The organism is Calditerricola satsumensis, assembly GCF_014646935.1.
Taxonomy (GTDB): Bacteria; Bacillota; Bacilli; order Calditerricolales; family Calditerricolaceae; genus Calditerricola; species Calditerricola satsumensis.
In genome coordinates this window covers 1-22,215 of sequence record NZ_BMOF01000041.1, presented here as the reverse complement: position 1 = coordinate 22,215, position 22,215 = coordinate 1, and the positions used below count along the sequence as shown (strand labels likewise).

Here is a 22,215-nt window from a genome sequence, read left to right as displayed (position 1 = left end):
ATCCCGTTGTCCTCATCAAAATGGTGCTCATCCAGTATCTGTTCGGCATCCGTTCCATGCGGCAAACCATCAAAGAAATCGAAACCAATCTCGCCTACCGGTGGTTTCTGGGATACGATCTCACCCAGCCCATCCCCCATTTCACGACGTTTGGAAAAAACTATGTCCGCCGATTCAAGGGTACCGACCTCTTTGAAAGGATCTTCACGCGCATTCTCGAAGAAGCCTGCCATCATGGGCTGGTCGACCCTTCCGTGTTGTATATCGATTCCACCCATGTCAAAGCCAACGCCAACAAGAGGAAATATCTCAAGCGGCTTGTCCAGGAAGAAGGCAAGAAATATCAAGAACTTCTCGAAGAGGAAATCAACCAGGACCGCGTAGCGCACGGGAAAAAGCCGTTGCCAAAAAAGTCTAAAGCCGTCTGGAAGGAGGTGAAGCAAAGCACCACCGATCCAGACAGCGGCTGGTTTGTCAAAAACGAAAAGGAACAGACGTTCGCTTACTCCTTCCATGTGGCCAGCGACCAAAACGGCTTTGTCGTCAGTGCCGTCGTCACGGCCGCCAACGTTCATGACAGTCAGGTCTTCACAGATGTGTTCGAGCAAGCCGTCAAGCACGTCGGAAAACCCGGCGCTGTCGCGGTGGATGCAGGGTATAAAACGCCTTATATCTGCAAGTACCTCTTGGACCAACAGGTCCGTCCGGTCATGCCGTATACTCGTCCCCACACAAAAGACGGAAGGTATCGAAAGCAGGATTACGTGTACGATGAGTACTACGATTGCTATCTTTGTCCTGCCGGACAAGTGCTCACCTACGAAACCACGACCCGTGAGGGTTACCGAATCTACCGTTCCGATGCCACGACCTGTCGATCTTGTCCATTCCGCTCCCAGTGCACAGAAAGTCACGATGCGGTTAAACGCGTGAGCCGCCATATCTGGGCCCATTACATGGAGGAAGTGGAGCACCTGCGCCATACAGAAGTGAATAAACGCCTATATGCACGCCGAAAGGAAACGATCGAGCGTGTATTTGCGGATCTCAAGGAGAAGCATGGCTTGCGTTGGACCACGTTGCGAGGATTGGAAAAAGTGACAATGCAGGCGATGCTTGTTTTTGCTTGTATGAATTTAAAAAAGCTGGCGAATTGGTTATGGAGGTTAGGAAAAACAGGGCGCCATGCCCTTCATTTCGGTATCCTTTTTGTTCTCAGACGACAAGAAAACTCCCTCGGCTGCGTTGGCACCGAGGGAGTTTGTCTGCAGTCTGAAGCGATCCGTATCGGATCGCTGAGAGTGCTTTATATAACTTGGAATGGGGCTCTAAGTCAATAACTGTGGATGGGAGGTCAACCAAGCCAAGGGCATAAAAGCGAGGAGCATCTTTCGCACATAGATTTCGCGGTTGCGGAACCCGTAGCTGATTCGTTTGAGCAGTTTGATCTTGGTGTGCACGCCCTCCGTGTAGCCGTTCGAAACACGCCAGGTGTGGTAGGCCAGAATCGCCTCGCGCCAGCGGCGGAGCGTGCGTCCCCACTGCATGAGCGCGGCATCGCTTGCCGACTGGGTCTCAAAGATCACGCGGTCCAGGATGGCTGTGGCTTCGTCTCGATTGGAGGCGCGGTAGACGTCTCGCAGCTGCTCTTTGACCCAGTGAAAGTGGGCCACGTTTTTGTGATGCTTCCGAATGGCGGCAAGCTGGGCCGCTTGGCGTTCAGTGAGATCGTCCTCGTTCTTCAAAAGCGGCCATCGAGGCAGGCGTACCCCGGTCACCTGCTGTTCCACAAGCCGTGCTTCGTCAACCCGACGATTCGCGTCCTGGATAACGTGAAACGGATCTGCCACGATGACAGCGCCGGGCAAAGCGCGCTTCACGGCATGGCGCCAAGCATCCTTCAGGTCGATGCATACGGCCCGAATGCGCCGACGAACCGTATCCGGCAACTGTCGCAAAAAGCGCTCCAGCGTTTTCATGCGGTCATCCGGCAAGATGGCCAAAAGGCGCCGTTTTGGCCATACGCACGTGACCGTGACCATCATGTCACGGCCGCGATAGCTGTGTTCATCGATGCTCAGCACGAACGCATCAACATCCCGGAGGGCTTCCTCGAGGTTTATCTGCTGGCCTACGCACCGGAAAAGCAGACGGCGCAAGGTGCTGGTGCTTGTTCCGCTTTCCTGGGCGGCACGACGAAAACTGCCTGCTTTCAGGCGCTGGAGCAAAAGGGCTTCGGCCCGTTCGGTCCTGCGTGCCCAGGGGCGAATGCCAGGGAAGCGTTCGGTGAACACTTTTCGACAGGCCGAGCACTGGAAGCGCCGGGGGCGTACCCAGAGGTAAACCGGTTTCTCGTTGCACCAGGTGTGCAGCTTCCGTTTCCATTCGCGCGTACGATCGTAGACGCANTGGAAGCGCCGGGGACGTACCCAGAGGTAAACCGGTTTCTCGTTGCACCAGGTGTGCAGCTTTCGTTTCCATTCGCGCGCACGATCGTAGACGCGGCGTGTCAGCTGTCCACAATCCGGACACCGCGCTTCCTTACGCGGCCGACCTGCGTAGACGTGGATGCTGTCGGATTGATGGACGGTACGGTAAACAATCCACGATTGTAAGCCGATGTGATGTTGCTAACTATCCCTTGACTTGTCAACAGCCTTTTCCTCTTCGATTCCACACTTTTTTCCACACTTTTTAGCGTAGAGCCAACACTTTATTGACTTAGAGTCGATTTCATGTAGAATAAAAATTGAAAATAATGAAGATAGTGAAGGAATTAATGGGGGTGTAAATAATGGAAAAAGGAAGGGCACAAGAAACTGTTTTTGTAAACACTTTCACAAACGGCATTTTGGATCCCTCCCGCCCTATGCTTGGCCCTGTGCGTGACGGGGGATATATCGTTGCAAACACGGCTCCCGGATGCTGGGGCCCGATGATTACCCCGGCCATTCGTGGAGGACACGAAGTTACCCAACCCGTTTATGTCGAGGGTGCGGAGGTGGGTGATGCGATCGCGATCCGTATCAAATCGATTCGAGTGACGTCCATAGCAACGGCATCCGGTCATGATCGGACAATAGAAGGGAGATACCTTGGCGATCCATTTGTTGCTGCGCGGTGTCCCGAGTGTGGCACGTTGTATCCTGAGACGCGGATTGAAGGTATTGGGCCACAGGCTATTCGGTGTGCGCACTGCGGAGCCGATGCCACGCCGTTTGTTTTTGCACACGGCTATACGATTGCGTTCGAGCCAGGAGGACGTCTCGGAGTGACGCTCCACAAGGAAGCAGCGGAGAAAATTGCGCGCGATGGGCGTCGTTGCATGGCGATTCCAGAAAATTCGATTCAAAATCCCGTTGTTACTTTGGCGCCAAGTGATTTAATCGGCGTGGTGGCACGCATGAGGCCATTTCTCGGGCAATTGGGAACAACACCGTCGCTCCCGATTCCCGATTCGCACAATGCAGGCGATTTTGGTTCGTTTTTGATCGGGGCACCCCACGAGTACGCACTAACCCAGGAACAATTGGATGAAGCCCGGACGGACGGCCATATGGACATCAATCGTGTCCGAGAAGGGGCCATCTTGATCTGCCCGGTAAAAGTTCCGGGAGGCGGCGTATACCTTGGGGATATGCACGCGATGCAGGGGGATGGAGAAATCGCTGGTCACACCTGTGATGTTTCGGGTATTGTGACATTGCAAGTCCATGTGATAAAAGGATTGACGCTTGAAGGGCCGCTTCTGCTCCCTGTACCCGAAGACTTGCCTTATTTGGCTCGACCCCTGACGCGTGAGGAAAAAGAGATTGCCCTGCAAGAAGCCCGTAAGTGGGGGCTCAACCGCATTGAAGAGACAGCACCCGTTTCAGTTGTAGGGACGGGGCCGAATCTTAACGCTGCAACGGATAATGCGTTGGAACGAGCCGCTCGGCTTTTTGGCATGACGGTATCGGAAGTCAAAAATCGCTGCACGATCACGGGCTCGATTGAGATTGGCCGTCATCCTGGCGTGGTTACGGCAACCTTCTTAGTCCCGATCGATCGATTGGAGAAATTGGGTATTTTGGAACTTGTCAAAGAACAATATAATTTAGCTTCATAACGGATCGTCGATTCTAAGCAATTTAAAGGAGAAAAACAACACATGTAATGGTACCGAGAGAGGTCGCAGCGGCGCTGCGGCCTTTCGATTTGTAGGCACCATGGCACGCGATTCAAGGTGGCTTGCCGCGTGTATTGTTTTGAGCGCCGGGCTTGTTTTACTTCTTGAACCTTTCGCCTCCCGACATTAGAATGGTGCTGTACGCGATTGGAGGCGGTGACGCGATGCGCGAGTTGTGGGAATTGCGCGAGATTGTGTGGCGCAATCGGTGGCGGTACGCCGCCGGTTTGCTTTCCGTGCTGCTCGTTGACCTGTTGCAGCTGGCGATTCCCAAGGTGTTGGAACGCGTGACCGACGCGCTGAAGAGCGGGCAGGCGGGACCCAGGTTTTTGCTTTGGCACATCGGGCTGCTGCTGGTGCTGGCAACCGGGATCTTCGTGTTTCGGTACTTCTGGCGCTGGTTCGTCTTTGGTGTGGCCCGTACCATCGAATACGAGCTGCGCAACCGCCTGATGGCCCATTATCTGCATCTGGATGCCGCGTGGCACCAGCAGCGCAAGGTGGGCGACTTGATGGCCCACGCCACCAACGACATCCCCCTCGTCCGCTTTGCCTTCGGCGGCGGGATGGTGATGGCGGTAGACGCCGCCATTTTGATTTCCCTCACCGTCTTCATGATGGCCTTTACCATCGATGCGAAACTGACCGCCGTGGCGCTATTGCCCATGCCCCTTTTGGCCGCCGTGGCCTTGTTCTTTGGCCGCGCCGTTCACCGCCGCACGCGTGAGGCGCAGGAGGCCTTCTCCCATCTGACCGACGAGGTGCAGGAGGCCCTTTCCGGGCTGCGCGTGCTGAAGGCGTTTGCCCTGGAAGCGCAGATGCAGCGGCGTTTTGCCGCCGTGGCCGAGTCGGCTCGGAACCGTAACCTGGCTGTCGCACGGGTGCAGGCGCTGTTTCAGCCGCTCGTGCAGCTCCTCTTTGGGCTGAGCCTGCTCCTCACCCTGGCCTACGGCGGTGCGCTGGTGATCCGCGGGGTCATCACGTTGGGCGAATTTGTCGCCTTTACCGCCTACTTGGGCTTGCTCACGTGGCCGATGTTGGCCATCGGGTGGATGATCAACGTCTTCCAACGCGGGGCGGCAGCCATGGCCCGCCTCAACGCCATCTTCGCCGAGCGGCCGACGGTGCGGGACGATGCGCGGGCGGTGACGAAGGCGGCCGAAGGAGGGAAAACGGATCCGGGCAAGGAGAACGCCGTTGTTGCGGCTCGCGAAGCCGGCGCCGTCCAGGGGGCAGCCTTCCCCCGCCTGCGCGGCGAGATCGTCATCCGCCACCTGACCTTTACCTACCCTCAGGCCGAGGAACCGGCCTTGCGCGATGTGAGCCTGACCATTCCTGCTGGCGCCCGTGTGGGCATTGTTGGGCGCACCGGAAGCGGCAAGACGACGCTGGTCAACCTGTTGGCCCGCCTCTATGACGTGCCGGAGGGGACCATCTGGATCGACGGGCGCGAGATTCACACCATTCCCCTGGCCGTGTTGCGCCGCAACATCGCCGTGGTGCCGCAGGATCATTTTCTTTTTTCCGACACCATCCGTGGCAACGTCGTGTACGGCGTGGACGCGTGGACGGAGGATGCGGTGCAGGCGGCGGTGCAGGCGGCCCAGCTCCAGCGCGATTTGGCCGCGTTCCCTGAGGGGCTGGAGACGGTGGTCGGGGAGCGCGGGGTTGCCCTGTCCGGCGGCCAGAAGCAGCGCGTCGCCATCGCCCGCGCGCTGCTCAAGGACGCCCCGATCCTGATCCTCGACGATGCCCTGTCGGCCGTGGACGCCGAGACGGAGACGGCGCTGCTCGAATCCTTGCGCCCGCTGATGCATGGCCGTACCACGATCATTGTCGCTCACCGGCTGTCGGCGGTGCGCGATTGCGACAAGATTGTGGTCCTCGATGAGGGCCGCGTGGTGGAAGAAGGCACGCATGAGGAGCTCCTCGCCCGCGGCGGGCTGTATCGGCAGCTTTATGAAACGCAGCAGCTGGAAGCCCAAGTGGATGCGGAATCCGCCGATGTTCCGGACGAAGTGTCGGTGGGGCAGAAGGAGGTGTCCCGATGAGCCAATGGTCCGGCGGTGAGGAAACGTGGGGCAAGGCCTACGACAGCCGGCTGATGCGCCGCTTGCTCGGCTACGCGCGGGCCCACGCGTGGGCGGTGGCCTTGGGGGTGCTCCTGGCCCTCCTGGCCACGGCTGCGGAGCTGGCCGGTCCCTACCTGGTCAAGGTGGCCATCGACGAGCATTTCACCCAGGCGACGCGCTTTGTCCAGCGGCCGGCCGGGGCCGCCGTGCCCGAGGACGTGCCGGTGGTGCGCTGGCGCGAGGTCGAACTCGTGCGCGTGCGCGACGCCAACGCGGCGGGCCTTTTGGCCGCGTGGTCCGACGCGGCCCGCTACACGGTGGTGCGCGACGGCCCGCAGCTGGCGCTCGTGGAAGGCGACGTGCCCCGCGATGCGGAAGGTACACTGGTCCTCGGGTCCGATGGGCGCGGGGTGTTTCGCACGGCCGACGGGGCGGCGCTCCCCGCGCACCGGTTGAGCGGCGAGGAAGTGCTGGCGCTTTGGGCGCCGACGATCCAGGCCGTCCTGCGCCTGGCCGGGTGGTACCTCGCGGTGCTGGTGGCCGCCTTCGCCCTGGGCTACAGCCAGATGCTCCTCCTCGCCGGCGTGTCGCAGCGCATCATCCTGCGCTTGCGCCGGGAAACCTATGCCCACCTGTTGCGCCTGCCGCTGGCCGTTCTCGATCGCCATCCCACCGGACGCCTGGTCACCCGCGTCACCAACGACACGGAAACGCTGAACGAGATGTACGCCAACGTGCTGGTGAACGCCCTGAAGGACGGCTTCATGCTGGTGGGCATCATCGGCGTGATGGTGGCCCTTGATTGGCGGCTAACCCTCCTGGCGCTGTCTACCGTGCCGCTCGTGTTGGGGGCGACGGTGTGGTACCGACGCACGTCCCGCGACGCGTTCCGCCAGGTGCGTCAGCTCCTGTCGCGCATCAACGGGGCGTTGAGCGAAACGCTGTCGGGCATTCGCGTCGTGCACCTCTTTCATCGGCAGCGCGAGCAGTACAGGCGCCTGGAGGCGATCAACCGGGCGCATTTCACCGCTTCGTTACGCGAACTGCACCTGACCAGCCTGTTTCGCCCGATGATGGATTTCATTTACGCCCTCGGGCTGGCTGCGCTGCTCTGGTGGGGCGGCGGGGCCGTGGTGCGCGGCGCGGTGACCTTTGGCGTGCTGTACGCGTTTATCGAGTACCTGAACCGGTTTTTCCAGCCGATCAACGACCTCGCCGAGCGCTACACGATCCTCCAGCAGGCCATGGCCTCGGCCGAGCGCATCTTTCAGCTCCTCGACGAGCCCAATCCCTTGCCCGACCCGCCCGATCCGGTTCCCCTTTCCCGCGTGCGCGGGGAGATCGCCTTTCGCAACGTTTGGTTTGCCTACCGCGGCGAGGAGTGGGTGCTAAAGGACATTTCCTTCACGGTGCAGCCGGGAGAGACGATCGCCCTGGTTGGCGCGACGGGGGCGGGAAAGAGCACCATCTTGCAGCTGCTGTGCCGCTTTTATGACGTGCAGCGGGGCGCGGTGCTGATCGACGGCGTCGACGTGCGTCGCCTGCGCCAGGCCGACCTGCGGCGCCACATCGGCTTCGTGCTCCAGGACGCCTTTTTGTTCGCCGGCACCATCAGGGACAACATCCGCCTGTTCCAGGAGGATGTGACCGACGAGGCCATCGAGCGCGTGTGCCGGGCCATCGGGGCCCACGACTTTATCGCGCGCCTTCCCGGCGGCTACGATGCCCCGGTACTGGAGCGCGGCAGCAACCTGTCGGCCGGCCAGCGCCAGCTGATCGCCTTTGCCCGCGCCCTCGTGCGCGATCCCGCCATTCTCGTGCTGGATGAGGCGACGGCCCACGTTGACACGGAGACGGAACGGCTGATGCAGGAAGCCCTCCTGAAGGCCAGCCGCGGCCGGACGACGATCATCATTGCCCACCGCCTGGCCACCGTGCGCCACGCCGATCGCATCCTCGTCCTGCACAAGGGGCGCATCCGCGAAATGGGCACCCACGACGAGCTGATGCGTCGCGGCGGCCTGTACCGCACGCTGGTCGAGCTGCAGGCGCGCCAGGAGCAGCTGGGCGGGGCCTGAGGAGAGGAGGAAGACCCGCGTTTTGCGCACGCGAGAGCCGGCCGGCGGGATCGCGTTGCAAGAGCGGATGGAAGGGGAAGAATTCGAACGGCCGTTGCGGTACAATGAGGGAGGAACGACGGAGGAGGGAGCGCCGTTGGAGACGCCGAAATGCCCGGTGTGCGGATTTGCCCTCGTTTGGCGGTTTGGCAAGTGGACATGCACGAACTGCGGCCAATGGACCGGGTGCTGAGGGGACAGCACGTCGGACCCCACCGGGTTGTGGGAGGATCCGATCGACCCTGCGACCGCACCGCGGGATGTGGGGGAAGCACGTTCTTCTCAAGTACGGTTGGGGGGTGAAGGCCATCGAACTGTTTGAGGCGATTCGCGGGCGCCGTTCGGTCGGTGTGGTGAAAGACGAGATGCCGCCCCGCGAGGCGATCGAAAAGATGCTGGAGGCGGCCACATGGGCGCCCAACCACCATCACACGGAGCCGTGGAAGTTCTTCGTGTTGACGGGCCAGGCGCGCCATCGGCTGGGCGAGGCGATGGCCGAGGCGCTGGCGGCCAAGCTGGACGACCCCAACACGCCGGAAGCGCGCGCCCAACTGGAGCGGATGCGCAAGAACCCCTTGCGCGCCCCGGTGATCATTGCCGTGGCGGTGAGCCCGTCCGACGATCCGCGGGTCATCGAGCTGGAAGAAATCGAGGCGGTCGCCTGCGCCGTGCAGAACATGCTGCTGGCGGCCCATGCCCTCGGGCTCGGGGCCATTTGGCGCACCGGCGCGATCTGCTACGACCCGCGCCTCAAGCCCTTCTTCGGCCTGTCGGAGCGTGAGCAGCTCCTCGGGTTCGTGTACGTGGGCTATCCAGCGGGGCCGCAGCCGGTCGGCAAGCGCACGCCGTTTGCCCAGAAAACGGTGTGGATGAACCGCTGAACCGGGACATGAAGGATCTTTCGCCCCTTGCCTTGCTCGCGGCCTTTGCCTTTCTCGCCGTGCCGGCCCTCGTTTCCCAGTGGCAGCGCCTTGGCCTGACGCGCGACATGCTGTGGGCCGCCCTTCGCGGCACCGCGCAGCTGATGGCGATCGGGTATGTGCTCACCGCGGTCTTTGCCGCCGAGTCGTGGTGGCTCCTCACGCTGCTGCTCGTGCTCATGATCGCCGTGGCCTCCCGCAGCGCGGCGCGGCGGGGCGCGCCCTTTTCCGGGGCGTTCTGGATGGCGTTTTTGGCCATCGCCGCGGCGGAGGCGGTGGCTCTTGCCCTGTGGGGGGCCTTCCAGCTGGTGGCGTGGAAGGGCCAGTACGTGCTCCCGATGAGCGGCATGGTGATCGGCAACGCCATGACGGTGGCAGGTCTCTCCTTTGAACGGATGTGGCGGGAATTTGAGCAGACCAAACCGCTCATTTTGGCCAAACTGGCCCTCGGCGCCACGCCGCGCCAAGCTTGCCAGGAGGTCATCGAGCAGACGGTGAAGGCGGCGATGATCCCCAACATCGACACGCTGCGCACCATCGGCCTCGTTCACCTGCCGGGGATGATGACCGGCGCCATTCTCGCCGGGGCCCCGCCCCTGGTGGCCGTGAAGTACCAGCTGGTCATCCTCCTCACGCTCCTGTCCGGCGCGGCCATTGCGGCGATGGTGATCAGCTTTCTCACCTACCGCTGCTTTTTTGTGCAGCGGCTGTTTTGACGGGCGGCATGGAAGGAGCCGCCCGTTTTTTTGTTTGGGACGACGGGTTTGGCCCGTGGCCCGTTTTCTGAGGTGGCAAGCCGCGCCGCGTCGGCGCATATCCCTTGTACCAAGGGGGGATGAGCCGTGACAAGGCTGTACGTGGTGCGCGGGCGGACGGTGCTCGCCGTGTTGGCGCTGGCCGCGTTCGCTCTGGCCGTTTACGCCTGGGACGGCGCGCGAATGCCGCTGCTCCCCGTGATGGGTGAACCGGAGGCGACGAGCGAGCCGGGCGGGGGACGCGCGGTGACGGTTCACATCGTGACGGGCGAGTTTGCGTCGCGCCTTCCCGACGGCAAGGAGATCGAGGCGTACCGCTGGGATCCCGGAACGGTGGTGGTGCGCAAGGGGGACCGCGTCACCCTCCATTTCCACGGCGTCAACGGGGCCAAGCATCCCTTTGAGATCCGCGGCTACAACGTGCGGGGCACGGTGGAAAAGGGGAAACAAACGACGGTGCAATTTGTCGCCGACCGGGCGGGGACGTTCGAAATCGTCTGCTTGGCCCATCCCGACAGGGCGCACAACGGTCCGATGGTGGGGTATCTGCACGTGCTGGAGCGGTGAACGACAATCTGCCCAATTCCGCGAGCCGGATGACGGCTCGTTTTTGTTCATCTTGTCTCTGGGCGAACGAATCGGGACCGGGTATAATGCTTTCAAAAATTCGAAATGAAGGGACGGAATCTGCCGATGCGCATCCTCATCGCGCCCGACTCGTTCAAAGGTTCCCTCACGAGCCGTCAGGTGGCCGCGGCCATGGCCCGCGGCGTGAAGCGGGCCTGTCCGAAGGCGGAGGTGATGTGCCTGCCGCTGGCCGACGGCGGAGAGGGCACGATGGAGGTGCTCGTTGCGGCCACCGGTGGGCGGACGGTGCCGGTTCGGGTGACGGGTCCGCTCGGCGAGCCGGTTACGGCCCATTACGGCGTCCTTGGCGACGAGAAGACGGTGGTGGTGGAGCTGGCCGCCGCGTCGGGGCTCAACTTGGTTCCGCCCGAGCGGCGCGATCCGTTGCGGGCCTCGACGTACGGCACGGGCGAGCTGATCCGCCACGCATGGGAGGCGGGCTACCGCAGGTTTCTCATCGGCTTGGGCGGCAGCGCCACGAACGACGGCGGGGCGGGGCTCCTGCAGGCCCTCGGGGTGCGCCTCTACGATGCCGAGGGCCAACTGCTCCCGCCGGGCGGGGCGGCCCTAGAGCGCCTCGCCCGCATCGAGTGGCCGGAGCGGGACGCGTGGCACGCGGCGACGGTGACTGTGCTGTGTGATGTGGACAACCCGCTCCTCGGCCCCCGTGGTGCCTCGCGGGTGTTCGGTCCGCAAAAAGGGGCCACCCCGGAGATGGTCGACGCGCTCGAGCGGGCCCTTGCCCGCTGGGCCGACGTCACCGCCGCCTTCCTCGGGGAAGACCACCGCCATCGTCCGGGAGCCGGCGCCGCCGGGGGCACAGGCTTTGCCCTGATGGCGTATTTGCGCGCGGCTGTGCGTCCGGGCATTGAGGCCGTCATGGAGGCGGTGGGCTTTGCCGAGCAGGCATCGGGGGCTGATCTGATCCTCACGGGGGAGGGAAAACTGGACCGCCAAACGCTGCATGGCAAAACGGTTGCCGGCGTGTGCCGGGTGGCGAAGGACCGTGGTGTGCCGGTCATCGCGTTGGCGGGAGCCGTGGAGCTGGAGGGGCAGGATTGCGATGCGCTGGGGCTCGCCGGGGCGTTTTCCATCTTGAGTCGCCCGATGACCTTGTCGGAAGCCTTGGCGGAAGGAGAACGGCTTGTGGAGCACGCTGCGGAGCAGGTGGTTCGGCTGTGGCGCCATGCTTCCCGGCGAGCAAACCGGATGGAACGCGAAGGCGGGAGGGTTCCACCCGAAACACCCTAACGCGTCCGGATGGATACAGAGACCATTCCGACAGCGGAGGAGGGACATGACGGCATGGAAGCGCATACCGCGGTGTTAGGCCCGTGGGTACTGGTCTTCCTCTTGATCTCCATCATCTGGATCATCGTGTCGACAAGCAAGTGGAAGATTCATCCTTTTCTTTCCTTGCTCGTGGCCGCCTATGGGATGGCGCTGGGCACGCAATGGGTGGCCATGGGGTATGGGATTCCCGCTCCGTTCAAAGACAGCATCGGCAAAGTGATTGCCGACGGATTTGGTGGGATCCTCGGCTACATCGGCCTGGTGATCATTGCGGGGACCATCATCGGCGTCATCTTGGAAAAGTCGGGGGCGGTGCTGAAGATGGCCGAAGTCGTGCTGAAGGTTGTCGGGCCAAAACGCCCCATGCTGGCCATGTCCATCATTGGATATATCGTGTCCATCCCCGTTTTTTGCGACAGCGGCTACGTGATTCTCTCGTCCCTTAAGCGTGCGCTGGCCCGTAAAGCGGCGGTTCCGCTGGCCGGCATGGCGGTGGCCCTGTCCACGGGGTTGTACGCGACGCACACGCTCGTTCCGCCCACGCCGGGGCCCATAGCCGCTGCCGCCAATCTGGGATTGGAAGGTGCCCTGTTTCAGGTGATCGTCGCGGGGCTTGTGGTGGCGATTCCCGCGGCGGCAGCCGGGTACCTGTGGGCCAAGAGGGTGGCGGTAAAACTGCCCACGGCCTTTGATCGGGATTCGGGTGATGGAATCGATGCGGCCGAACTGGCGCCTGCTGCGCTGCCGTCCGCTTGGAAAGCCTTTTTGCCCATCGTGGGTCCGATTGTGCTGATCGCGTTGGGGTCCATCGCCCAGTTTCCCAGCCAACCTTTTGGCGAGGGCATCCTCAAGGATGTGCTGGTCTTCTTGGGCACACCGGTGAACGCGCTCTTCGTCGGGCTTGCCTGCGCGCTGCTGCTGCTTCCCCGGTGGGACGGTGAGACTTTGACAGATTGGGTGGGAAAAGGACTGGTGGACGCGGCATCGATTCTGATGATTACGGGGGCGGGCGGCGCCTTCGGAGCGGTGCTCAAGGCGACTACTGTCGGTGATTACATTGGCGCGGTGCTGCGCGATGCGCATCTGGGCCTGTTTCTTCCCTTTCTCATGGCCGCTGCGCTGAAAACGGCCCAGGGGTCGTCGACGGTGGCGCTGGTGACGACATCGGCCATTGTAGCGCCGATGCTGGAATCCCTCGGCTTGGCTTCGGGGTGGGGACCCGTGTTGACGGTAATGGCCATCGGCGCCGGTGCCATGACCGTCTCCCACGTCAACGACAGCTATTTCTGGGTGGTGTCGCAATTCAGCGGCATGAGCGTGACGACCGCCTATCGTGCCCAGACCGCAGCGACCTTGGTTCAGGGCCTTGTGGCCATGGCGACCGTCTGGATGCTTTTCCTTGTGCTGTTGTAAACAAGAAGCGTCCTCGTCAAAGGGGGCGCTTCTGTGCTGTTGTGCCGGTGGGGAGGGAAACGCGGTGCGCATCACCCATGAAACCTATGGCATCGACATTCGGCTTCCGCGGGCAGTCTATGTGTTGGACGCGGTGGACGAACCCGTTTCGGTGGAGGGTCGGTTGTCCTCCGTCCGGAACCTCCTGGAGCGGGAGGACCAGGTGACCATCGGGCACTCCGGCGAAGTGGTCGTGCTGCGCGTGATGCGCGGGGAGCGCAATGGGGAAGCTTTGCGTTCGTTTGCCGATCGTCTGTACCGCGCGTGTTGCGGGGATGGACGGGACGTGTACGTCGTGGTGACAGAGGCGCCGGCGGGCGAAGTGGCTCCGGCCTACCGCGAGGCGAGCCGCATTGCCGGGCTGCTCAAACGCGTCGGCGAACCCGGAGGGGTTTACAGGGCGGAAGAGGTGCAGCTGCTTCGCCTTGTCGATGACCTTCCCCTCGACAAAAAGCGGGAGCTGATCGCGCGTACCGTTGGGCCATTGGTGAACCGTCCCGAGCGCGACGAGTGGATTCACACGTTGCGCGTTTTTTTCCGTTGCCACCTGAATGTTTCCGAAGCGGCCCGCCAATTGCATGTGCATCGGAACACCTTGTTGTACCGCTTGGCCCGCATTCGGGAGGTGACCGGACGGTGCCCTCAGCAGTTCCCGTCGGCGGTGGAGCTGTATGCGGGACTTCTGGCGCACTTGTTGGACGCTCCGCCGTCCTCGCCATCGGGATCGTGAACGGTCACCCCCGCTTGAGCGCCGCCATCACGAGAAGGGCCAGCCCCACATAGCCAAAGGCCGGGTACAGATACGCCACCAGCGTGTGAAAACCGAACTGGCTGATCAGGAAGCTCGTCATCAGAATGGCGAGGATCAAGGGTTTTTCCGGCCACTTGAGCATCTGCTGAAACTGGCGAGCCAGGCCGTAGACGTTCGCGATGAGCGTGGTGAAGATCTCGCCGTAGACGACGAGGAGGAACAAGACTTGTGCGGTGCGGCCCAGCTCGCGCACGATGTGGGCCATGGGAATCTCATACTGGAAGATGGCCGCGCCCTGGGCCGCCATGGCCAAGTGGCTGACGAGGAGCATCCCCCCCAAGCCGATGCCGCCCCAAAATCCGCCCCAGGTGAGCAGGCGCTCCGCCTTCATTTCGCTGCCCAGGGGAACGAGCACGGACAAGGCCATGGCGAGATTAAAGGCGACGTAGGTGAACGGGGCGATCGCCCAGCGCCAGCCGTCGTGTGGGGCGGCAGGGGAGAGGACCGCGTCCGGATTGCGCAGCAGGTCGAGGCCAATGAGCAGCGTGAACAGGAACATCAGCGGCACGACGAGGGAGTTGACGGTCAGGATGCCGCTCATGCCGCGGGCGATCACGAAATAGGTGAGGAGCAAGGTGACGAGGATGCCCGCCTGGTACGGAAGGCCCAGCTGTTCGTGGAAGATGGACCCCGTTCCGGAGAGCATCACCGAGGTTACCCCGAGCAGGATGAGCGGCATGAGCACGTTGACGATTCGCCCGAGGGTCGAACCGAACAGGTACGTGTTAAACTCCTGATAGGAAAACGCGCCGAGGCGGTGGGCCAGGCGCATGATGCGCGCGCCGAGCCACATGAACAGCACCGCGGAAAGGACGATGCCCAGCGTGCCATAGGTGCCGTGTTGGGAGAAAAAGTGCAAGATTTCTTGCCCCGAAGCAAAGCCTGCTCCCACAACGGTACCGATGTACGTAAAGGCGATCTGCCCGATGACCAGCCATGCTCGGTTCACGCGCGACCCCTCCGCTCGCGTCGATCAAGCTTTCCCCTTCACCCATATGCCATAGGCAACAGGCCTATGATCGGCGGTTTGTGAGGGGGAGAAAGCCGATGTGCCGGTTCCGGAAAACCTGCGTATGGATAGAAGCAAGACACGGAAACGGAGGGGTTGTCATGGCGGCGATGGACGAAAAGCAGGCCCGCATGTGGGCCACGGTTTGCCACTTGGCGGCGCTGGCGGGGTACATCGTCCCCATGGGGCACGTCTTTGGCCCGCTGGTGGTGTGGCTGCTCAAACGGCACGATTCGCCGTTTGTCGACGACCAGGGGAAGGAGGCGCTCAATTTTCAACTCTCCCTCACCCTTTATGGGCTGGTTGCGGCGCTGCTTGTGTTTGTCTTGATCGGCCTTCCCCTGCTGTTGGCTCTCCTGGTCATCCAAGTGGTGTTCGTCATCATTGCTGCTGTGAAAGCCAATGAGGGCCAGACCTACCGGTACCCGATGTCCATCCGCTTTTTCAAATGATGGGGACAAAACGGCGCGGCGCCTCGCCCTATAGGAACGAGGCGCCGCTTCCTTATTCGGTGTCAAGCGCTTCCGCCACTTGCACGGCGCGGCGGAAGAACTGTTCGATTTCCTCTCGCGTTTTCGGGTCGCGGCTGACAAAGCGAACCAGCTCGCGGCCGTTTCGAAAGGCGATGAAGCTGGGGATGCCGAACACGTCGTAGCGCGCAAACAGCTCGGGAAGCTTTTCGCGGTCGACGCGGATAACGGTCAGCTTGTCGGCAAAGGCGTTGGCCACCTCGGGCATGAACGGTTTGATGCGCTGGCAGTCGGGGCACCAATCGGCGTAGAACTCGGCGATGACGAGATCGGGCCCGGCGATCGCGCGGTCAAACGCTTCCACCGTTTCGATGTCGCGCATGGGGCGGGCAACCTCCTTGTCCGAAATGGGGATGGGGCACGGATCCTTCTTTCCCTACAGCATAGCATCGATATACAAGAGTATCGTAAACGATGAAATGAAAATCGTCAACGATTTTTCGTATAGTTATGAATATGGTTTAATATGGTAGACGTAAGTTTCGGAAGACAGGCCGCCGTGGGTTTCATGGTAGAATGGGGGGAGAGGACAATGGGATCGTGAAGGGGGGAGCATCCGTGGAAGGGACGAAGGTGCTCATTGGGGACGACGACCCGAATGTTTGCGAGATCATCCGCCTGTACTTCGAAAAACAAAACCTCCATGTCCTCGAAGCCCGCAACGGCGAGGAAGTGTTGGCGCTGATGGAGCGGGAGAAGCCGGATGTCGTCCTCCTTGACGTGATGATGCCGGGAAAAGACGGCTTTGAAGTGTGTCGGGAAATTCGGCAGCGCTGGGACGTGCCGATTATCATGTTGACGGCCAAAGACGACGAGGTGGATCGCGTCCTTGGCCTCGAGCTGGGCGCCGACGACTATGTGACGAAGCCCTTCAGCCCGCGGGAACTGGTGGCGCGGATCAAGGCCATCTTTCGGCGCATGGACCGTCAAGCGAAGGCCGCCGACGACGGGCGGCCCCATCTCGTCTTTCCGCGCCTGGAAATCGATGGGCGGCGACGCGTGGTGCTCGTCGACGGCAAGCCGGTGCCGCTGCGGCCGAAGGAGTTTGACCTTCTCCTGTTCCTGGCTTCCTCGCCGGGGACGGTCTTTACGCGGGACGAGCTGCTCGAACAAGTGTGGGGGTACGACTATTTCGGCGACACGCGCACCGTCGACGCCCACGTGAAAAAGGTGCGCCAGGCCCTGAAGGCGATTCAGCCCCCGTGCATCCAGACGGTGTGGGGCGTGGGGTACAAGTTTGAGGTGCCCGGCGATGGCGGTATGGAAACGTAGCATTGCGCGGCGTCTGTTGCTGAGTTTTCTGGGTACCGTCATCTTGGCCATGGGCGTTGTGGGCGTGGCCATGTCCTACCTCGTCCAGCATTACATTTACCATACGGAACGGATGGAGCTGGTGCGGAAGGCCAAGCGCATCAATCTGGCCATCCAGGACTCCAACAAGGTATCGGAAGAACTCATAAACCTTCTCGTGTTTCTCGATCAGACCTTTGATGCCCGCATTTGGCTCTTTGACACCCACGGGCGCATCGTGGCCACCTCCACCCGCGACGAGGTGTTTATCGGCAAGTCGGTGGCCAAGAGCGTGGTGGAGAAGGTGCGGCGGGGGGAGCCGGTGATCAGTCCCCTCGGTATTGAGGGGCTGAACGAACCGATGCTTTCCGTGGCCGTTCCCTGGGGAAAGGGCAACCGCATCTACGGCGGCATCGTCCTTCACGCGCCGGTGAAGGGCATCAACGACGCGGTCAGCCGCGTGCGCGAGACAATGGCCTGGGCCTTGGCCCTCGGTGTGGTGGCGGCCACCCTCCTCGCCTCGTACCTGTCGTGGTCGATTGCCCGCCCCTTGAAGGAGATGGAGCGGATGGCGGCCGAGTTGCGCCAGGGGCGCTACGACCGCCGCTTGGATGTGCATCGCGATGACGAGGTGGGCGACCTGGCGCGCACCTTCAACGAGCTGGCCGAGCGGCTGGAAGCCAGCGAACGCGAGCGGAAGCGCCTCGACCGGTTGCGCGACGAGCTGTTGGCCAACCTGTCTCACGAGCTGCGCACCCCGCTCACCAGCATGCAGGGTTTCTTGGAAGCCTTGCAGGACGGGCTGGTGGAAGACGAAGAGCTGCGGCAGAAATATTACCGGCTGATGGCCCACGAGACGGCGCACATGAGCCGGCTCATCGACGACATGCTCGATCTGGCCAAGCTGCAAACCCATGCCATTCGCCTGAACCGCGAGGCGGTGGACGTGAAGGAGCTCCTCGCCTTTGTGGCCATGACCTTCGAACCGGAAGCGCGGGACAAGGGCACGGCCATTGTCCTCGACGTACCGGACGAGCTTCCGCCCGTGTACGGGGACAGCGTGCGCGTGGAACAGATGCTGAACAACCTTGTCAGCAATGCCGTGAAGTTCACGGAAAACGGGCGCATTACGCTCCGCGCGTGGGCGGAGGGAAGCGGCGTGTGCATTGAGGTGGCCGATACCGGTGTGGGCATCGCGGCCGAAGATTTGCCGCGGATCTTTGAACGCTTTTTCAAAGTCGACCGCCACCGCACAAAGAAGAACCGCGGGAGCGGCTTGGGTCTGGCCATCGTCAAGGAGCTTGTGGAGCTTCACGGCGGTCGGATCGAGGTGCAAAGCCAGCTGGGGCAGGGGACCACCTTCCGCCTGTGGTTGCCCGCGGTGCCGTAACCTGGCTTGTCCATCCTTTTTTACAATTGTTTCACATATTTGTCGCGCTTCGTTCCCACTTTTCGTCTTCCCCTGCTGTAGAGTGAGAGGGTAGAGAAACAAAGGCCAACACCTTCAACGAGAGGGGGAGTGAGGATGAACGGCAAGTGGTGGAAGTTGGCGTTGATTGTGGGGGTCTTGGCCGCTGCGTTGGTGGGTTGCAGTTCTGACACGTCAAACACGGACAACAGCGGCACGCAGCAAGAGCAGAGCACCGATCAAGGGTCCACGGGGAGCTCGACCGACTCCAGCTCGTCCTCCAGCTCCACGGATTCCGGCTCGAGCGATGCGAGCTCGGAGTCCACGGATTCCAGCGCGAGCGATTCGAGCTCGGGGTCCACGGATTCCGGCTCGAGCGACAGCTCCAGCAGCTCGTCTTCGAACAACAACTAAATCTGCTGACAAGAGGAGAACGCATCCGACACCGCCTGCGCACCCGCAGGCGGTTTTTTATCGGTTGCGGGAGTGCCTTCCAAGTTGCATACCTTTGTTGAGCGCAGCTCACCCGGCGTGGTAATGTTAGAGTGACACGACGTGCAGCGAGAGGCGGGTGAACACGGTGGACAAGCGCGCCTTGCGCGCAGCCCTATCCGTATACCTGGTGATCGGCAGCGCCCACTGCAAAGGACGGCCGCTTCTGGAGGTGGTCGCAGCGGCCTTGCGCGGGGGCGTGACGATGGTCCAGTTTCGCGAAAAGGATTCGCCGCTTTCCCTGCGCGAGACCGTGGCGCTGGGGCGGGCCTTGCGCGAGCGGTGTCGTCAATTCGGCGTCCCCTTCATCGTCAACGACCGCGTCGATTTGGCCCTGCTGCTCGACGCGGATGGCGTGCATGTCGGACAGGAGGACCTGCCGCCGTCGGAGGCGCGGAAGCTGCTCGGTCCCGGGCGCATTGTCGGCATGTCCGTCAGCACGCCGGAGGAACTGGATGTTGCGCTTCGCGAGGAACCCGACTACCTTGGCGTGGGACCGGTGTACGCCACGACTTCGAAAGCCGATGCCGGGGATCCGGTGGGGACGGAGCTTGTCGCCTACGTGCGCAGCCGCACAGATTTGCCCCTCGTCGGCATCGGCGGGATTGCGCCGGAAAACGCCGCCGCCGTCATCGCTGCGGGTGCCGACGGGGTGGCCGTGGTGTCGGCAATTGGAAGCGCTTCCGATCCGGAGGCGGCCGCGCGTGCGTTGGCGCGGGCGGTGCGTGGGCACCAGGCGGGCGTTTGAAGGGAGGACACGACATGAGCGGAATGATTCAGGTCATCGATTTGCACAAGCGATTTGGCGATTTGCACGTGCTGAAGGGCATTACCTGTACCATTCAGGAGCAAGAGGTGGTGTGCGTCATCGGGCCGTCGGGATCGGGCAAGAGCACGTTCCTTCGCTGCCTCAATGGATTGGAAGAGGTGACGGCGGGGAAGGTGATCATCGACGGTGTGGACATCACCGACCCGCAGACGGACATCAACAAGGTGCGGGCGGAAGTCGGGATGGTCTTTCAGCGCTTCAACCTGTTCCCGCACATGACCGTTCTCGAGAACATCACCCTGGCCCCGATCAAGGTGCGCAAAATGGACCCCAAAGAGGCCGAGGCGCGGGCGCTGGAATTGCTCGACAAAGTGGGCTTGCGCGACAAGGCCCACGTTTATCCCGACAACCTGTCGGGCGGCCAAATGCAGCGGGTGGCCATTGCCCGAGCCTTGGCGATGAATCCCAAAGTGATGCTGTTTGACGAGCCGACGTCGGCCCTCGATCCGGAGCTGGTCGGCGAAGTGCTGAACGTCATGAAGGACCTGGCCCGGGAAGGGATGACCATGGTGGTCGTCACCCACGAGATGGGCTTTGCCCGGGAAGTGAGCGACCGGGTCATCTTCATGGACCAGGGTGTGATCGTGGAAGAGGGTAAGCCGGAAGACATCTTTGTCCGCCCGCAACACGAGCGGACGCAGGCCTTCTTGAAAAAGGTCCTGTGAGGCGCGGCGAACGCGAAGGGGGGAGCGCGGTGGAGCTGGTTGGCCACCTGGCTCCGCTCGATCATGACGGCACGAATCCCGTTTTCTACAACCTATGCGTGGGCAGCGAGACGGTTCCCCTCAACCCGCTGTTGGGCAAGAACCTCTCGCTTGTTTTTTTGCGCGAAATCGCGTGCCGTCACTGCGGGCGGAAGGTCAAAAAAACGTACAACAACGGCTACTGCTACCCCTGCTTCACCAGGCTGGCCGAAAACGACCTGTGCATCGTAAAGCCCCACTTATGCCATTACGAACAAGGAACCTGCCGCGACGCCGACTTTGCCCGCTGCCATTGCTTCGTGCCCCACTACGTCTACCTCGCCGTCTCCAGCGGGGTGAAAGTGGGCATCACCCGCAAGGAAAACGCCCGGCGGCGCTGGGTGGACCAAGGCGCGGTGCGGGCCATTCCCATCGCCGAAGTGCCCAACCGCCGCCTGGCCGGCGAGCTGGAGCTTCAGTTGAGCCGGCACCTTCCGGACAAAACGAACTGGCGCAAAATGCTGGCGGGCGAGGGGGCGGATGTCGATCTCCTGGCCGTGCGCGAGGCGATTCGCGCCCGCCTGCCGGAGGCGTTTCGCCCGTACTGGTTAAGCGACGAGGAGGTTAGAGAAATTTCCTATCCGCTTGTGGATACGGTTGGCCAGCTCAAGGCCTTCTCCCTTGACAAATCGCCGGCGATCAGCGGGCGGTTGGTCGGCATCAAGGGACAGTATCTCTTGTTTGCCCATGGCGTCTTTCACGTCAAGAAGCACACCGGCTACAAAGTGCGCGTGGCCTGGGAAGCCTGAGGCGCGGGCGGGCGTAGCGCGTTGCCGCTTGCCGAGATGGCGGAAGCGTACGGGCTGGTCCGGCGCCGTTTCCGCGCATAACGCCGGCGGAAAGCGGGGACTCCTAAGGGGAGAAAGGAGGCGTCGTGCGATGCCGGACAAACCGCGCAAACCGCAGCCGGAAATCCTCATCGAAGGGCGTTTGACCGGAACCCTTGACGAAGAGACCGGGCAGGCCTTCGGCAAATTTGATCCCATTCAGCAGACGTGGCGCGTGAACCCCGTCGACGAAGCCGACTACCTGGGCACCATCGGCTACAAGGACGCGTGACAGGACTTTACGGGAAGGCAGAGACGGAAAGGTTTCGGCCTTTCCGTTTTTTCATCTTTTTTCCGACATCCAAAGAGGATTTTGCCTGCCGTGTGCAAAATAAAAGAGAGGGAGGTGGCGAGATGCCCATCACGTTCTATGGGTACCCGCAGTGCGGAACGTGCCGGAAAGCCAAACAGTGGCTTGACGCCCGCGGGATCGCCTATGAAGCGGTCAACTTGGTGACCGACCCGCCGGACAAGGAAACCCTTCGCGCGCTGATCGAAAAGAGCGGCCTGCCCGTTCGCAAGTTTTTCAACACCAGCGGCCAACGGTACCGGGAGCTGGGCCTCAAAGAGAAATTGCCGTCGATGACGGACGAGGAAATGCTGGAGCTCCTCGCGTCGGACGGGAAACTGATCAAGCGCCCGATTGTGACCGATGGCGAGCGGGTGACCGTCGGCTTTGACGAAGCGACTTTCGCCCGCGTGTGGGGAACGGGCGCCTAACCGTCGCGCGCCTTGCGCATAACGTGGGGAGCGGGAGACCAAGATAGAAGAGGGCGCGTTTCGCAGCCGGGAACGCGTAATTTAAAATGATTATGAGCCTTTTTCGTTGTCCGAATCCCTTGTATTCGGTGCACTTTCACCTTCACAAAACT

General features: G+C 61.9%; 22 protein-coding genes. 18 read left to right on the top strand and 4 right to left on the bottom strand.

The genetic code is table 11. The features are described from left to right. A partial coding sequence (locus tag IEX61_RS09350; protein WP_229725814.1) for an IS1182 family transposase occupies positions 1-1,340 on the top strand: 1,340 nt, incomplete at its 5' end. Here IEX61_RS09350 and IEX61_RS09345 read toward each other — a convergent pair. After that, positions 1,329-2,468, bottom strand: coding sequence for an ISL3 family transposase (locus IEX61_RS09345; RefSeq protein WP_268238396.1), 1,140 nt, complete (start codon positions 2,466-2,468; stop codon positions 1,329-1,331). The genes IEX61_RS09350 and IEX61_RS09345 overlap by 12 nt on opposite strands. A gap of 326 nt (positions 2,469-2,794) precedes the next feature. Between IEX61_RS09345 and IEX61_RS09340 the strand changes: the two genes are divergently transcribed. The 9 genes from IEX61_RS09340 (at position 2,795) to IEX61_RS09300 (ending at position 14,134) form a co-directional block, all read left to right on the top strand. Next, positions 2,795-4,108: an acetamidase/formamidase family protein gene (locus IEX61_RS09340; RefSeq protein ID WP_083463063.1), complete on the top strand. Its 1,314-nt coding sequence runs from the start codon at positions 2,795-2,797 to the stop codon at positions 4,106-4,108. Between the two features lie 224 nt (positions 4,109-4,332). Further along, positions 4,333-6,219, top strand: a complete 1,887-nt coding sequence (locus IEX61_RS09335) for an ABC transporter ATP-binding protein (protein WP_188817748.1) — start codon at positions 4,333-4,335, stop codon at positions 6,217-6,219. Beyond that, on the top strand, positions 6,216-8,318 hold the full coding sequence (locus tag IEX61_RS09330) for an ABC transporter ATP-binding protein (protein WP_188817746.1): 2,103 nt from the start codon (positions 6,216-6,218) through the stop codon (positions 8,316-8,318). The genes IEX61_RS09335 and IEX61_RS09330 overlap by 4 nt, the downstream gene beginning before the upstream one ends. A gap of 299 nt (positions 8,319-8,617) precedes the next feature. Next, the gene (locus IEX61_RS09325; RefSeq protein WP_083463045.1) at positions 8,618-9,238 is read left to right on the top strand and encodes a nitroreductase family protein; all 621 of its coding nucleotides are present in this window, start codon (positions 8,618-8,620) and stop codon (positions 9,236-9,238) included. Continuing rightward, complete coding sequence (locus IEX61_RS09320; protein ID WP_188817744.1) at positions 9,223-9,993, top strand: ABC transporter permease; 771 nt, start codon at positions 9,223-9,225, stop codon at positions 9,991-9,993. Before IEX61_RS09325 ends, IEX61_RS09320 begins: the two co-directional genes overlap by 16 nt. 126 nt (positions 9,994-10,119) lie before the next feature. Beyond that, positions 10,120-10,599 (top strand): cupredoxin domain-containing protein, encoded by a 480-nt coding sequence (locus IEX61_RS09315; protein ID WP_054672129.1) that lies wholly within the window; start codon positions 10,120-10,122, stop codon positions 10,597-10,599. A 105-nt stretch (positions 10,600-10,704) separates the two neighbouring features. After that, positions 10,705-11,910, top strand: coding sequence for a glycerate kinase family protein (locus IEX61_RS09310; protein ID WP_229725813.1), 1,206 nt, complete (start codon positions 10,705-10,707; stop codon positions 11,908-11,910). A 54-nt stretch (positions 11,911-11,964) separates the two neighbouring features. Continuing rightward, positions 11,965-13,365, top strand: a complete 1,401-nt coding sequence (locus IEX61_RS09305) for a GntP family permease (RefSeq protein WP_054669905.1) — start codon at positions 11,965-11,967, stop codon at positions 13,363-13,365. Between the two features lie 64 nt (positions 13,366-13,429). Next, positions 13,430-14,134, top strand: coding sequence for a PucR family transcriptional regulator (locus IEX61_RS09300; protein ID WP_054669908.1), 705 nt, complete (start codon positions 13,430-13,432; stop codon positions 14,132-14,134). A 4-nt stretch (positions 14,135-14,138) separates the two neighbouring features. Here IEX61_RS09300 and IEX61_RS09295 read toward each other — a convergent pair whose 3' ends face one another. Further along, positions 14,139-15,164, bottom strand: a complete 1,026-nt coding sequence (locus IEX61_RS09295; protein ID WP_054669912.1) for a YkvI family membrane protein — start codon at positions 15,162-15,164, stop codon at positions 14,139-14,141. A gap of 161 nt (positions 15,165-15,325) precedes the next feature. On the opposite strand from IEX61_RS09295, the gene IEX61_RS09290 reads away from it, so the two are divergent. Further along, positions 15,326-15,676, top strand: coding sequence for a DUF4870 domain-containing protein (locus IEX61_RS09290; RefSeq protein ID WP_054669915.1), 351 nt, complete (start codon positions 15,326-15,328; stop codon positions 15,674-15,676). 52 nt (positions 15,677-15,728) lie between these two features. On the opposite strand, the gene IEX61_RS09285 is transcribed toward IEX61_RS09290, so the two are convergent. Beyond that, on the bottom strand, positions 15,729-16,076 hold the full coding sequence (locus IEX61_RS09285) for a thioredoxin family protein (RefSeq protein WP_054669919.1): 348 nt from the start codon (positions 16,074-16,076) through the stop codon (positions 15,729-15,731). Positions 16,077-16,312: 236 nt separating this feature from the next. On the opposite strand from IEX61_RS09285, the gene IEX61_RS09280 reads away from it, so the two are divergent. Both IEX61_RS09280 and IEX61_RS09275 read left to right on the top strand, forming a co-directional pair. After that, positions 16,313-17,026, top strand: coding sequence for a response regulator transcription factor (locus IEX61_RS09280; RefSeq protein ID WP_188817740.1), 714 nt, complete (start codon positions 16,313-16,315; stop codon positions 17,024-17,026). Beyond that, positions 17,007-18,434 (top strand): sensor histidine kinase, encoded by a 1,428-nt coding sequence (locus tag IEX61_RS09275; protein ID WP_054669923.1) that lies wholly within the window; start codon positions 17,007-17,009, stop codon positions 18,432-18,434. Before IEX61_RS09280 ends, IEX61_RS09275 begins: the two co-directional genes overlap by 20 nt. A 257-nt stretch (positions 18,435-18,691) precedes the next feature. Here IEX61_RS09275 and IEX61_RS09270 read toward each other — a convergent pair whose 3' ends face one another. Continuing rightward, complete coding sequence (locus IEX61_RS09270; protein ID WP_157057658.1) at positions 18,692-18,859, bottom strand: hypothetical protein; 168 nt, start codon at positions 18,857-18,859, stop codon at positions 18,692-18,694. A 164-nt stretch (positions 18,860-19,023) separates the two neighbouring features. Here IEX61_RS09270 and thiE point away from each other — a divergent pair, with 164 nt between their 5' ends. The 5 genes from thiE (at position 19,024) to IEX61_RS09245 (ending at position 22,063) form a co-directional block, all read left to right on the top strand. Further along, entirely contained in the window at positions 19,024-19,692 is a 669-nt protein-coding gene (gene thiE, locus IEX61_RS09265; protein WP_229725812.1) for a thiamine phosphate synthase, read from the top strand. Positions 19,693-19,715: 23 nt separating this feature from the next. Next, positions 19,716-20,438: an amino acid ABC transporter ATP-binding protein gene (locus tag IEX61_RS09260; RefSeq protein ID WP_054669936.1), complete on the top strand. Its 723-nt coding sequence runs from the start codon at positions 19,716-19,718 to the stop codon at positions 20,436-20,438. A gap of 29 nt (positions 20,439-20,467) precedes the next feature. Beyond that, entirely contained in the window at positions 20,468-21,265 is a 798-nt protein-coding gene (locus IEX61_RS09255; RefSeq protein WP_188817739.1) for a DUF2797 domain-containing protein, read from the top strand. A gap of 130 nt (positions 21,266-21,395) precedes the next feature. Beyond that, positions 21,396-21,575 (top strand): hypothetical protein, encoded by a 180-nt coding sequence (locus IEX61_RS09250; protein ID WP_054669926.1) that lies wholly within the window; start codon positions 21,396-21,398, stop codon positions 21,573-21,575. 122 nt (positions 21,576-21,697) lie between these two features. Beyond that, positions 21,698-22,063: an arsenate reductase family protein gene (locus IEX61_RS09245; RefSeq protein ID WP_054669930.1), complete on the top strand. Its 366-nt coding sequence runs from the start codon at positions 21,698-21,700 to the stop codon at positions 22,061-22,063. The last annotated feature ends 152 nt before the right edge of the window (positions 22,064-22,215 follow it).